This is a genomic window from Kiritimatiellia bacterium (assembly GCA_018001225.1).
Taxonomy (GTDB): Bacteria; Verrucomicrobiota; Kiritimatiellia; order CAIQIC01; family JAGNIJ01; genus JAGNIJ01.
In genome coordinates this window covers 1-12,998 of the sequence record JAGNIJ010000064.1, presented here as the reverse complement: position 1 = coordinate 12,998, position 12,998 = coordinate 1, and the positions used below count along the sequence as shown (strand labels likewise).

The 12,998-nt window shown below is 70.2% G+C and carries 10 protein-coding genes; 4 read left to right on the top strand and 6 right to left on the bottom strand.

Features of this window, described 5'->3' with window-relative positions; translation table 11 throughout:
• From KA248_15300 to KA248_15290, 3 genes are all read right to left on the bottom strand, one after another.
• On the bottom strand, positions 1-205 hold a 205-nt coding region (locus KA248_15300), incomplete at its 3' end, for an STAS domain-containing protein (protein MBP7831274.1).
• A gap of 76 nt (positions 206-281) precedes the next feature.
• Positions 282-827, bottom strand: a complete 546-nt coding sequence (locus tag KA248_15295; GenBank protein ID MBP7831273.1) for a hypothetical protein — start codon at positions 825-827, stop codon at positions 282-284.
• Between the two features lie 13 nt (positions 828-840).
• The gene (locus tag KA248_15290) at positions 841-1,305 is read right to left on the bottom strand and encodes a hypothetical protein (GenBank protein MBP7831272.1); all 465 of its coding nucleotides are present in this window, start codon (positions 1,303-1,305) and stop codon (positions 841-843) included.
• Positions 1,306-1,404: 99 nt separating this feature from the next.
• On the opposite strand from KA248_15290, the gene KA248_15285 reads away from it, so the two are divergent.
• From KA248_15285 to KA248_15270, 4 genes are all read left to right on the top strand, one after another.
• Positions 1,405-2,010: an HAD family phosphatase gene (locus KA248_15285; GenBank protein ID MBP7831271.1), complete on the top strand. Its 606-nt coding sequence runs from the start codon at positions 1,405-1,407 to the stop codon at positions 2,008-2,010.
• An 83-nt stretch (positions 2,011-2,093) separates the two neighbouring features.
• Positions 2,094-2,453 (top strand): hypothetical protein, encoded by a 360-nt coding sequence (locus KA248_15280; GenBank protein ID MBP7831270.1) that lies wholly within the window; start codon positions 2,094-2,096, stop codon positions 2,451-2,453.
• A 31-nt stretch (positions 2,454-2,484) separates the two neighbouring features.
• On the top strand, positions 2,485-4,002 hold the full coding sequence (locus KA248_15275) for a DUF2723 domain-containing protein (protein ID MBP7831269.1): 1,518 nt from the start codon (positions 2,485-2,487) through the stop codon (positions 4,000-4,002).
• Positions 3,999-4,811, top strand: a complete 813-nt coding sequence (locus KA248_15270) for a hypothetical protein (GenBank protein ID MBP7831268.1) — start codon at positions 3,999-4,001, stop codon at positions 4,809-4,811. The genes KA248_15275 and KA248_15270 overlap by 4 nt, the downstream gene beginning before the upstream one ends.
• 1 nt (position 4,812) lies before the next feature.
• Here the strand turns inward: KA248_15270 and KA248_15265 are convergent, their stop codons facing one another.
• From KA248_15265 to KA248_15255, 3 genes are all read right to left on the bottom strand, one after another.
• Positions 4,813-6,585, bottom strand: a complete 1,773-nt coding sequence (locus tag KA248_15265; protein MBP7831267.1) for a hypothetical protein — start codon at positions 6,583-6,585, stop codon at positions 4,813-4,815.
• A 3-nt stretch (positions 6,586-6,588) separates the two neighbouring features.
• Complete coding sequence (locus KA248_15260; protein ID MBP7831266.1) at positions 6,589-11,415, bottom strand: hypothetical protein; 4,827 nt, start codon at positions 11,413-11,415, stop codon at positions 6,589-6,591.
• 204 nt (positions 11,416-11,619) lie between these two features.
• On the bottom strand, positions 11,620-12,998 hold a 1,379-nt coding region (locus KA248_15255; protein ID MBP7831265.1), incomplete at its 5' end, for a hypothetical protein.

Sequence of the window (12,998 nt, the reverse complement as noted above, 5' to 3'; positions counted from 1 at the left end):
GGGCGAACCCGCGGAGCGTGCGCAGCGCCGCGCGGCTGATGTAGTCCCGACCGCCGCAAGCGAGGACGACCCGTTTCCGGTGCTGTTCGCGGAGCTTGCTCAAGGCGGTCTCCAGCCTCGGGAAGGAATAGGCATCCAGCGCGCCGTCCAGGTGCAGGATATCCAGGTCGTCCCGCTGCTCCGTCTGAATGATGCATTCCCTCATAGTTCCTCCAGTACGAATCCATCCTAGCCCACCGCCGCGGCGCAATCAAGGCCCACTCGGCGGAGGGGCGAACCGGTCAAGGCGCGCCGGCCGGCGGGCCCCCGCCCTTTTTCAGGTCCTCGCGCAGGAAGGTCAGCACGTCCTTGAACTTCGGCAGATTCTCCGGCGAGAGGCGCACGAGGTTCTCGTGCGCCTCGAGCATGGTCCGGGCCGTCTCGGCCTGGCCGCGCTCCTCCACGGGCAGGTCCGCGAGGGCGCGGGGGCCGGCGAGGAAGGGCTCGAGGTCCGGCGGCGTCGCCCCCGCCATGTGCGCCTCGACCGCCTCGTCCAACCCGAGCGTCGAGAGCAGGCCGCGCGTGCGCGGGTTCAGGTTGACCATCACGATGCGCCCCTCCGGCACCCCGCGCAGGCGGAAGGCCAGCCCGGCGAGGACCCCCATGAACGTGCTGTCCATCCCGACGCACTCGATCATGTCCAGCACGAGCCGCCGGCACCCGGAGTCCAGGGCATGGATCGCGAACTCCTTGAACGAGGCGCTGATCTTGAACGAGCCGCGGCCGACGACGCGGATGAAGGCCAACGGGGCCCGGATCGCCACCTGTATTCCATCGCTGCCCGGCATGCGCTGTTCCTCGTCAGGGTTCCCACGTGTCCGACGTCCGCTCCGCGAGCCGGCGCCCGCCCCGCAGGATCCGGACGCGCCACGCCACCACGCGCCCGCCCCGCCGGACCGTCGGCTCCGCGACCTCGAACGTCGCGCACCGTTCTCCTTTTACCTTAAAAGGGTACTGGATGAAAAGCGTTTGGATGAGCGGTCGGTAGGCCTGCCGGAATTCGAACGTCACGACCGTGCCCGGCGGGCTGCCGTCCTCGCCGGCGTGCCAGTAGACCCGGAACCGCTCCGCGCCGGCGGCCGGAGCCGGGTCGGCCGGGCCCAGCCGGTCCGGCATCAGCGCGGGGGACTCGCGGCGGGAGTTCAGGGCCTGGTGCTGCACCCGCAGGATGCGCAGGGTCTCCGCCGCGGCCGCGGAGCACACCGCCAGCGCCAGCAGGACCGCCGCCGGCGGGAGGATACGGCCGATGCATCGGCAAGGCGTCATGGATTCCTTCGGATCGCGGCCAGACTACCCCCGCCTCCAGCCCGGTGTCAACGCACGGCCCCGGTTTGACGGCGCCGCGTTTGCCGGTAGGATAGGATCATGACTCGATCCCTGCTTTTCGACATCGGCGGCGTGCTGCTGAACCTGGACTACGGGCCCGCGATCGAGCGCATCCTGCCCTTGTGCGATCCCGCGCTCGGCCTGAACAACCGGTCCTTCTTCGGCCTGGTCGAGCGCGACCCGATGCTCGCGGAATACGAGCGGGGCCGCGTGTCGCCGGAGGAGTTCTACCGTCACTTCGTCCGGGTCACGGGGTTTCGCGGCGACTACCCGGCCTTCGTGGACGCCTGGTACCACGTCCTCTCCGAGAACCCGCCGATGATCGAATTCGCCCGCGAGCTGTCCGCGCGCCGGCCCGTCTACCTGGCCTCCAACGCGGGAGTGCTGCACTTCCCGCGGATGTTCGCGGATTTCCCCTCGCTGGCTTTCCGCCGCGGCGCGGTGATCTCCTGCGAGATCGGGGCGGTCAAGCCGGAGCGATTTTTCTACGAGCGCGCGCTGAAACGTCTCGGGTTGCGGGCGGAGGACTGTTTGTTCCTCGATGACCGCCCCGAGAACGTCGCCGGCGCCGAGGCCTGCGGCCTCCGGTCCCTCCTCTACACCGACCCGCCCGCCGCCATCGCCGCCGTCCGCGCGGCCCTGTAAAAAAACCGCACGAAGTGCCCGCCGCCCGCGACTGGAGGGGTAGAAATCCATCCATGCGGTTGGAACCCAACGAGAGGTGAACCATGCGAAGCATCGGCAAGCTGGCGGCGATCCTGGGCCTGTTCTGCCTGGCGAACATGGCGCTGACCTCCCTGCTCGTGGGCGTGAAGTACCGGCCGTTCTCGTGGCTGACCGTCGCGAGCGCGGACGAGAACCTGTACCCGTTCCTGGCCGATCCCGCGGTCAGCGGGACCAGCCAGGTGTCCTTCCACGTCGTCGCGACGAACACCATGACCGTGGAGCTGCAGTACAAGACGAGCCTGATGGATGAGACGTGGCAGGTGCTGCAAACGTACCAGATAGAGCCCGGGGAGGAAAATGTGCTCGAGGACGAGTTGCCGGAGAATTGCCCGTCGCGCTTCTACCGGCTTCACGTGAAATGAAGCGCCGCGCGCCCGGCGGCGAAAGGCACGCATGCAACGGCCGGACACCAGCCCCCCCCGCGCGAAACCGGAACACGGCCTGACGGCGCTCGCCTTCCTCCTCCCGCTCGCGGTCTACCTGCGGACCATGGCGCCGACGCTGTACGGCCTGGACAGCGCCGAGCTCACGGCGGGGGCGCGGCTGCTGGGCATCGTGCACAGCCCCGGCTGCCCGCTGTACCTGCTGCTGGGCCGGCTCTTCTGCCTGCTGCCGGTCGGCGACGTCGGGTACCGGATGAACCTGATGTCCGGTGTGATCGCCGCCGGCGCGGTCAGCCTCCTGTTCGCCTGCCTGCGGCGCTGGACCGGCCGCCCGGGGCTTTCCCTGGCCGCCGCCCTGCTGCTGGCCTTTTCCTATTATTACTGGGTCTGGGCGGTCGTGGCCGAGATCTACGCCGTCCACTCTTTCTTCGTCGCCCTGCTGCTCTACCTGCTGACGCGCTGGGACGAGCATCCGCGGCCCGCGCGGCTCGCGGCGGCCGCCTTTGTCTTCGGCGCGGGGCTGGGCAACCACGTCTCGCTGATCCTCATGCTGCCGGGGATGGCCTGGTGGGTCCTCGCCGCCCCCGCCGGCGCCGGGCGGCGGCCCCGGGCGCTGCTGGCGGCGGCCGCCGGCGGCCTGGCGGGCGTGATCCTGGTCTTCGCCTACCTGCCCCTGCGCCACCGGGCGCTCCCGCCCATGGACTACGTGCGGGATTATTTCCCGGAAGTCGACCTGGCCACCCTGCCCGGCCTGGCCTGGATGATCAGCGGCGGCATGTTCCGGACGGCGATGGGCGCGGTCACGCCGGCGGCATACCTGCACGAGTTGCGCGCGTTTCTGCACCAGGCCGTGAGCAACTTCGGCGTCGTGGGCATCGGCCTGGCCGCGGCCGGCCTCGGGTACGGGTGGCGGCGCCAGCCCCGGCGGCAGGTCGCGCTCGGGCTGATGCTCGCGGGGCACGTGGGCTTCTACCTCACGTACGGCGCGGTGGACAAGGACCTGATGTACTCGGCGGCCTACCTGCCCCTCGCGGCCTGGGCGGCCTGGGGCTTCGTCCTGATGGTCCGCAGCCTGGAGCACGGCCACCCCGCGCCGCGGCTCGTCCGGGCGATCCCGGCCCTGCTGGTCGCCAGCCTGCTGACCTTCAACTTCCGCTACGTCGACTTGAGCCGCGACACCTCCGCCCGCGAGACCGGCGAGGCGCTGCTGCGCGCGATGAAACCCGACGCCGTGTTCCTCGGCATGTGGGAACACGTGCCCATCCTGGAATACCTCCAGCACGTCGAGGGCCGCCGGCCGGACATCACCCTGCACAACCTGGTGTTTCTCGGCCCCGCCCGGGGGCGCGAGTTGGTGCGCCAGGCCCTGCAACAGAATCGCCCGGTGTACTCCACCGTGCCCGAGGCGCTCGCCGACGGCACCGTGGAATTTCACGCCCTGATCGGAAGCGACGGCTACCGGGTCGAGCCCCGCCGGCCCCGCGCGACCGCGCATACCGAATCGCACCATGGAAAGGAACCCATATGAACAGCGACCCCGTCCCGGAAACGCCCGCCGGAGAGAAGTCCGGCCCGACCGCGCTGCACGGCCTGGCCCTCCTCTGCGGCCTGCTCGCGCTGCTGCTGTTTTTTTCCGTCCGGCAGACGGGCCGGGCCCGGAAGGACATCGAGCGACTGGCCCGGCACGGCACGCACATCGAGCGCGGGCAGGTCGACCTCTGCGCGCACGCCCTCGCGGCGTCCGCCGACAGCACGTCCGCCTGGGGCTACGTCGAGTTCAAGACGCCCTTCAAGGAAATCCCGGAAGTGATGCTGGGCCTCGAGGAGAGCGCGGGCGGGGCGGCGTCCGGCCCGGGAGTCCGCCTCACCGTGACCCACGCGGAGCCGCGGGGGTTCGGCTATGAGCTCCGCGGGCCGGGCGTCACGCGCTACGAGCGGCTCATCGCGAAGTGGGCGGCCTTCGACCGGCGCACGCCGAACAACGCCATCGGGCTGGGGCCGGCGCTGACGGAGCGGGAGGTGAGCCTCTTCGACGGCGCGCTGCGCCTCCGGGCCTTCGAGCGGGGGCTGACCCTGGCGCAGGCCAACGGGCTGCAGGAGGCCCTGCAACTGGCGCGCGAGCCGTCCCGCCTGGCGCCCGTCGGCGATATCTCGGTGTATTGCTCCACGTCGAAGACGGCCCGCGACCTGGGCGCGCCCCTCGAGGGGGAACACTCCCTGTTCTTCGGCGAGTTCCGCCTCCACGTCTTCGAGCGGGGCGTGGTGCTCTGGGAACGCAGTTCGGGCCGGATAGACCTCGCGCGGCTGGATCGGCCGTTCCGGCCGGACAGCCTGTAGATCAGGGCGGAGGGGCCGCCGCGTCCACGGTCCAGATCACGAAGCCGTGGCGCGTCATGAGGCGGCGCGGCGTCAGCGGGACGCCCGCGCGCGGGTCGAGCGCCGGCGCGCGGTACCCGACGTACTGGAAGGAGCCCTCGCGTGACCCGACCTGCTCGATCCAGCCCGGCAGGGACGCGCCGGGGTTGAGGGTGAACACGGGATGCCGGACCGACCACGGCGCGAGGGCCGAGGAAAGCCACCATAAGTCCGTGACCACGGGAACCCGCGGGTCCAGTTCCTTTTGCAAGCCGCCGAGATCATGCTTCGTGGCGCGGATTTCGTGGAGGCCCCGCAGCGAAAGACCCAAGCCGAGCAGGACCAGGATGACCTGCGTCGCGGGGACCAGGGCCGACGCGAGCCCGGCGCGGCGGGGCCCGCGCCCGGCCGCGGCTCCCGCGACCGAGGCCCAGAGGGGATAGGTGATCAGCGCGAAGCGCGAGCCCCATTCCGGGCCGCCGTTCGGCCGGCCGACCAGCCACGAGACGCCCGCGAACGCCGCGAGATAGACCAGCCCGAGGATTTTCAGGAAACGCAACCCGCGCGCCGACGCGGCCGGGGACGGCGGCAGGGCCGCGATCAGCATCCATGGCGCGGCCACAAAGAGGCCGTGCAGGGCGCGGTAGCGTTCGGCGTGCGCCAACGCGCCGAACGAGGCCCCGGCCAGGATCCAGGCCCCGGCCAGCCAACTGCCGGCACGCCATGCGCCCGCCGGCAGGGCCATGGAAAGCAAACCGATCACCAGGCCCGACAGGACCAGCCAGCCGACGGGCCGCGGCAGGGGCCACCCGAACTCGGCTTCGTCATTAATAAGGACGCACCGCAGGAGATCGGGCGCCTCGGCGAGGGTCTCCCGCCAGACGGAAAGGCGCTCGCGAAAGGCCGTGCCCAATTCGCCGTAGGCGGGAAAGGCCACGCCGGCCTCGCGCGAGAATACCGTGACCGCGCCCCGCAGCAGGGCCCCCGCCACCCATAGTGCGAGAAGGGCCGCGACCAGGCCCACGAGCGCTCTACCCCGGCCGCCCTCCCGCGAGCCCGGCGGAAATACGGCCAGCGTGGCCGCGAGGGCGACGAGGAACATCAGCATGTCGTAGCGAAGCGCGACGGCGGCCGCGAGGGGAAGAAAAGTGAGAACGAGGCGCCACCCGGTTAGCGGCTTGTCATCGGCCACGCGGACCGTGATCGCCGCCAGCGTCCACAACGCCAGGGCGGCGGCCAGCGTGTGTTCCCAGAAGAGCAGGCTGTAGAAAAACACCGGGCTGGCCAGCCCGACCAGGAGCAGCGCGACGGGGCCGCCTCCCGGCCGCAGGCGGCGGGCCAGGAAGGCCGCCCACGCCGCGCAGGCGAGCCCGGAGAGCATCGGCAAAAGATACAGTCCGCGAATCCCGAAGAGCGCGTATGGGAGGCGCGACAGGACGGGAAACCAGACCGGCCAGCAGAAGCGCACCGGGTCCGAATCCCGCGCCGGGCGCGGATAAATCGCGGCGGCGGGGTAGTATGTCCACCCGGGATCCCGGTCCTTTCCCGGGTACGGCAGCGAATAGGCCGGGCGGCCTTCGAAGGACCAGCCGCTCATCTGGATGAACTTGCAGCCCTCGTCCGGCGACCAGAACACGCGGGACGGCAGGACCAGGACCAGGGCCGCGTAGATCGCCAGGATCAGGAGGGCGGGGAAAACGAAGTTCGCTCCAGCGGCGAAGAGCCGCCGGGGGCGACGTATAAGAGCCTCTTGCATGGCCTAATCGCCGGGAGGCGGGATCACGGTGAGCCGGTAGTAGAGCGGCGGGGCGGCCGCGGAGGAATCCGTCCACTCCATGCTCGTCTGCCCGAAGCCCGCGGTTTGAATTCCGGACACCCTCGCCCAGACGCCGGTGACGAGGTCGCTTTCGCGCTCGACCCCGTACGCGCGCCCCGGAACGACCGGCCACGCGAGGCGCCAGCCGGCCTCCTGGGGGCCGAGGACGACGTCGTCGCCGAGGGTGCTGTCGGGATTCATCGGGTGCGTGCCGGCGAAGTATTCGCCCTCGTTGTCCACGCCGTCCTCGTCGTCGTCCTCGCCCGGCAGCACGGTGTAGCCGGGCGGGAAGCAATCGTCCTCCCACGTGTCCGCCAGCCCGTCGCCGTCCAGGTCCACCGGGTACATCCGGAAGACGCCAAGGTCGCGGGAGATCCCGGAAGGCGGCGACGGGATGACGCCGGCGACCACGAGGTTGGAGTAGCCCGTTTTCTCGACGAGCAGGTTCCAGGTCACCGGCGGCAGGAGCACCTCGTCCGGGAAATCGCCGTCCGCTTCGGAGAGCCAGGGCGTCTCGTAGGTCGCGAAGTTGGGATAGCCGTCGTAGACCTGGCCGCTGATCTTTCCGCTGGTGGCCGTGAACTTGACCACGGCGTCTTCCACGTGGGCGCCCACGTGCGCGTCGAGGAGTTGCCCGTCGATGACCACGTAGGGCATGAACTGGAAGCCCGCGTACAGGGTGCCGGAGGGCAGGTTGCGCGGATTGCCGTACGTGAGGTTCTTGGGATTGTCCGGCTGGTCGGGCCGGTTCGGGTCCTGGGCCGGGTAGTAGCCCGCGGGCGCGGTGACCTGGACCGAGTGCGACCCGGAAGGCAGGTCCTGGGACACCGAGATCGCCCCGTTAAAATCGAGCCGCCAGGTTCCGCCGTCGATGACGGCCTCGGCGTCCGGCACGGCGCCGCCGGTCAGCAGGTTGACGGCGGCGATGATGAGCACCGTGCCGGCCGGAACATAGACCTTCAGCGTGTAGTCGCTGTCCGCCCCCCACCCCGTCGGGTCCGCGGGGCTGACGCGCACGTAGTAGACGCCCGACGTCAGCGACGGCGACGCGGCCAGGTCCAGCAGGCATTCCTCCGTGTACCCGGCGCCCTTGCCGTACCGGTCCCACTCGCCGGCCGCGTCGAGGAAATCCAGCCGGCGCAGCGTGCCGTCCAGTTCCTCGACGTAGATGTCCAGCCGCACGTCCACGTTCGTGCCGGTCTGCTCCGCCTCGACCTGGAAGGCCGCGCCCGACGCGGCGAAGAACCGGACCCAGTCCACGTCGTCGGCGACGTGGATATTCCGGTACTGCTCCGCGCCCACGGCGAAATCCACCGCCTGGGTGGCCGTGTTGTCCGGCTCGTAGAAATCCCGGTTCTCCAGGAAGGCCTGCACGGGCTCCGACCAGCTGCCCTCGCGGTCCTGGGCCTGGAACGTCAGCGTGTAGGTCCCGTTGTTCGTCAGGCCGTCGAGCGCGGCCTCGTAGCGCAGGAGCGCGGCGTTCCACGACAGGTTGGTGGAGGGCAGCGGGTCGGCAGGATCGTAATCGGGCGGCGTGACGTAGCAGACGACATTGGAGACGCCCTGGGCGGCCGACACCTCCGCGGCCCACACCAGGGCCGCGTGCGCCGTGTCGATCCACGCGTCCGGGTTCACGGACCCGATGGCGGGCAGGTCCGCGCCCGTGAGGAAGGCGGGACCGATGTACTGCGTCGCCGTGGCGGCGCCGTCCTCGCTCTTCTCGTTCGGGCGCCCGTCGCCGTCGTCGTCCAGCAGCGCGGTCTGCCGCAGGGGCCCGGAGGCGTAAAGGATGCCGCGCCGGGCCGCGTCGAACGCGTCCCAGATCGGTTCGCCGAGGAACAGGTAGCTCATGAAGAAGGAGGAGAAGCTGACCAGCCCGTCCGCCGCCCAGAGCGCCGGCTCGCCGGATTGCGCGCAGGCGATGCAGTAGCGCGAGCGGTTCTCGGGCGGCGTCAGCGCGGCCAGGAACCCGCCCGCCTCGGGCATCTCGAGGATGACGCCCACGGGACGGTCGTCCGCCTGGAACGCGTCGAGCCAGTAGTCCAGCGTATCCGCGTTCAGGCTCTCGGCCTCGCCCAGCCGGTACGCGCCGTTCGTCTCGCCGCCGACGAGGTAGACCGTCAGCTTGCTGGCCCCGGCGGCCCAGTTGGTGATGGCCTCCACCAGGCCCGCCTGCGTCGGCAGGGCGTCCGCGTCGGCGGCGAGGTCGCCGTCGAAATCCAGGTCCGGGTCGGCGCTCATGCACCAGATGTCGTCCGGCCCGAGCCGCCGGGCGGTCAGCGTCCGGTAGACGAGGCCGGCGATGGTGCGGATGCCGTCCCACTCCGCGCCGGCCGCCGGGCCGCCCGCGACGAGGATGACGCGCTCGCGGTACTCGCTCTGGGTGATGAAGCACAGGCGCGGCGCCGAGACCGCGCCGGCGGTGTCCTGCGCGTAGAACGCGACCTGGTAGGTGCCGTCGCCCGTGAAGCCGTAGCCGGTGTACTCGTAGCGGCCCGTGTCCTCGTGGTAGGCCAGGTCCGCCTCGGGGATGTCCCGGACCGGGTCGTTGGTGCCCGGCTGGTGGTCCGGCGGCACGATCGAGGCCCACACCCGCTCGATGGGGTACGCGGACACGACGTCGTCCACCCACAGCAGCGGGATCTCGTTCTCGCTGATCGTCTGGTTGCCGCACACGCTGCCGATGGACGGGGCCAGCGCGCCGGCGATGAACTCGGCCCCCAGGATCATGCCGGAGGCGGCGGCCAGGTTGGACGCCATGGCCTGCTGGTAGTAGCTCATCGCGTTGGATGCCTGCAGGAAGGCCTGCCCGAGGTCCACGCCGAGGAGGACGCCGTTGAAGAAGACCTCCGAGAAGCTGACGAGCCCGTTGGCGATGAAGTACGTCGCCTCGTTCGTGCCGCAGGAGCTCAACGCCACGCGCTCCGGCGGGCCGGCGTAGGCGACCTCGTCGAGGAAACTGCCCGCGCTGCAACAGTCCACCACCAGGGAGACCTCCGTGCCGTATTCGTCCTGCAGGCGGTCCAGCCAGCCGTCGAGCGTCGTCGCGGCGAGCCACTCGGAGGCGTTCAGCCGGAACGAGGCCGCGCCGCTGACGGACGCGCCGTGATCCACCATGTACACGAACAGCCGGCTCACGCCATCGAGCCCGTTGGTGAAGAGCAACTCCACGTTCGCCGCCGTGATGTCGCCGTCCGCGTGGGTCGAGCCGCTGAAGCTGTAGTAGTGGATCGAGTCCGGGGTGAAGCCGCGATAGGCCAGCGTCTCGCGGGCCTTCTCCGCGAGGAAGTGCGTCGCGGGCCGCGTGGGATCGGACGGGCCCGAGGAGCCCGCCAGGATGACCGCCCGCCCGAAGGCGTCCGGCGCGTTGCTGACCACGTTGAGCCGCATGCGGCTCAAGTTCCCGGACGCGGGCTCCCACGCCTCCAGGATGTCGGTGAACCCCGGCACGCCCGCCGTGTAGACCACGCTCGCGCCGCTCGTGGAACTGATGGACGCCCCGCTCTCGTTGCGGGTGAAGACCCACCGGACCAGGCCCGTGGAAGTCGCCTGCAACTCCGCCGTCGCGCCGCCCCCGACGGTGCTCTCCGGCGGGGACACTTCCAGCGCGGGCAGCAGGAGCGTCTCGTCGCCCGCCGCCGCGGCCGAGCGGTTCAGGTTGGACACCGACAGGCCCGTGTAGTCCGCCGCCGCCACGGCGCCGTTCAGGTTGAAATCGCCGGGCAGGTAGCCCGTCCGGCCCATCTGCGAGGCGTGGATTTCCCGGTCCGCGTCCCGGATCGTCCCGTCGCCGTCCGCGTCCCCGGCGATCATGGCCCAACTGTTGGTCCCCATCCTCACCGCGCTGTTCGTCCCGCCCAGGAACTGCGTTTCAACGACAGTGAAATCGTACGTCGCCGAGTTCGTGACGAACGACACCGCGCCGGCCGAGCGGATCGCCAGGTGGTTCCGGTGCTTGACGCCCAGGACGTAATTCCCGGTGAGATCCGGCGCGGTGATCCCCGGCGTGCCGTCGTCGGCCGCGATGTACCCGTCCGGCCGCAGGAAGGCGCTCCGGCTGAAAAAGGGCGCCGCCCCGTTGGTGGCGTAGACCTGGAGCAGGACCCAGTCCACGGCATTGGTCGGCACCTCCGCCACCGTGCGGCGGTCGTCGGCGTAGGGGGACGTGGCCGGGATCCGGGGCTGCAGGTTGGTCGCCATGCGGCCGAACGTGGGGAGGTAGGCGCCCTGCAACAGGACGCGGACCCGGAGGCCGGCCGCCCGCGAGTACGTCCCCGTCACCTCGTTCGTACCCGCGACCAGCGTCACCGAGCGGTTGACGGGCGGATTCCAGCCGTAGGCTGACGAGAAATACACGTACCGCGAGCCGGGCGACAGGTTGGTCAGCGCGGTCCCGCTCTGCTGCCAGGCGCTGGTGCTGCTGATCCGCCACCCGGCCCCGTCCGCCCACGCGTTGGTCGGCAGCAGGTGCACCCGGAGCGTCGCGGTCGTCTGGGGGGGCTGGAGGTACGTCGCCGCGCGAACGACGTAATCCGTGGTCCCGACCGCCACCAGTTCATTGGACGGCGCGATCCAGCCGCTGACCGACTTGAACATGACCTCGTACGTGTCCGCGGGCAGGTTGGTGATCATGAAGCCGCTCGTCCGCCAGACGACGGAACTGCCCTCGTAGATGCTCCAGCGGGCCCCCGCGGACACCGCCCCGGGCGGGTCCAGGTCATATTGAAGCCCGCCCGCCCGCGCCGCAACCGGGCCCCACGCGCACAGCACGGCACAGGCCAGCGCCCGACAATCGGCTCGCCACCGACCGGATGGACTCTCCGGAAGAAACATAACGGAACCCGACCTTAACAGTTATAGTACCGCGTCACGCGTTTTCTGTATAAACGACACCTCGCACCGGCGGGAGTTCCCCGGCCGCCATCCCCCCAATGGTCGCCCGGCGTCCCGATTCTCTTCCCCTGCCCTCCGGGTTTAAAAATGGCAGATCATGGAGATGTATACCTGGTGCCGGTCCACGTCGCTGCTCATCCCGGACTGCGCGGGCACGAGGCTCTCCAGCGCGTCCTGCGCCCAGCTGTACGTGTAGGAAAGATCCAGCAGGCACTTGAGCGGGCCCTTCCCGAGCGACACCCCGGCGCCGCCGCTGACGCTCCAGGTCTCGTCGGGCTCGCCGATCGCCGGCCGCTCCTCCCACCCCACCCCCGCGCGCAACGGGCACTCGGTATGCCGGAACACCAGCACGTACTCCGTCCCCGCCCGCACCGCCCAGCAGTCGTCCACCGCCCCGGCGTCGTACGGGGCGCCGTCGAGCGGATTGATCTTCTCCCCGCCCTCCGCCTGGAACGCGAACCGCGACCAGTCGGTGCGGCTGACGTCGAGCATGGAATACAGCCGGTGGTTCCATTTCACGGCCAGCCCCGCCGCGTAGTAGGCCGGGAAGTCGAACTCGACATCGCGGGTCTCGGCCTGCCGGACTTCCGTCACGTCCAGCACGCGCGCGCGGGATTCGTCGTAGGTGGTCAGCCGGCTGTTCACGGTCTTCTCCTGGGTCGCCTCCGCGGTCCACGGCAGGTCGAAGGCGAAGCCCAGGTTGACATGCGTATTGACCGCCCACAGCATTCCGAAGGTCGCGTTCACCCCGGACAGGTGGCGGAACTCGTTGACTTCCTCGTACTGCCCTTCCGCGTAATAGCGCGTGCGCGAGGATGACTGCGATGCGTCCGAGAACGGCTCGATCTCGCCGGTCCCGGAAAACGGCACGTCGAAGGCGAAGGGCAGGTCGCCGCTCGGCTCGAAATGGGCGACGCCCTCGTAGGTGTAGGTCCCCGTCGTGCGGCGCGTGGTCGTGATCTGGCCGCGGCTGTCCGTCGTGCCCTCGTAGTCGGCGCGGATGCGGGACCGGATGCCCCGCCCCACGGCCTCCCCGTCCTGGTACACGTTCAGCGCCACGCCGACCGCCAGGGTCTTCGTCAGGTCCACGGCCAGCGCCGGGCTGACGGCGCTGATGATCCCCTCCTGGTCGAAATCCAGCCGGGCGGCCAGGTCGTCCGCGTGCACCTGCTGCAGCACGCTGGAGAGCTCGGTGGTCAGCTGCTCCGTGACGGTGAGGTCCACCCGGCTGTCCCGGTAGCCGGTCACCACCGTGTCCTGGTACGAGCGGGTCTCGACATCGGAACCGGTCTCCCGGGACGCCCCGAAGATATCGGCGGTGAACTGCTGCTTGAAATCGTAGACCTCCTGGTAGTTCAGCGTGGCCACCCAGTTCCGGTCCGCCGCGCGGAACGGGAGGATCTCGCTCACGTAGTTCAGGTTGAAATCCCAGAAGCGGCCGCGGCCCGCCCGGACATCGT

What these genes read in the sequence shown, in the direction of transcription:
- KA248_15285 (MBP7831271.1), top strand. Translation starts at nt 1,405, where the DNA reads ATGACTCGATCCCTGCTTTTCGACATCGGCGGCGTGCTGCTGAACCTG.
- KA248_15290 (MBP7831272.1), bottom strand. Translation starts at nt 1,305, where the DNA reads ATGACGCCTTGCCGATGCATCGGCCGTATCCTCCCGCCGGCGGCGGTC.
- KA248_15265 (MBP7831267.1), bottom strand. Translation starts at nt 6,585, where the DNA reads ATGCAAGAGGCTCTTATACGTCGCCCCCGGCGGCTCTTCGCCGCTGGA.
- KA248_15295 (MBP7831273.1), bottom strand. Translation starts at nt 827, where the DNA reads ATGCCGGGCAGCGATGGAATACAGGTGGCGATCCGGGCCCCGTTGGCC.
- KA248_15280 (MBP7831270.1), top strand. Translation starts at nt 2,094, where the DNA reads ATGCGAAGCATCGGCAAGCTGGCGGCGATCCTGGGCCTGTTCTGCCTG.
- KA248_15270 (MBP7831268.1), top strand. Translation starts at nt 3,999, where the DNA reads ATGAACAGCGACCCCGTCCCGGAAACGCCCGCCGGAGAGAAGTCCGGC.
- KA248_15275 (MBP7831269.1), top strand. Translation starts at nt 2,485, where the DNA reads ATGCAACGGCCGGACACCAGCCCCCCCCGCGCGAAACCGGAACACGGC.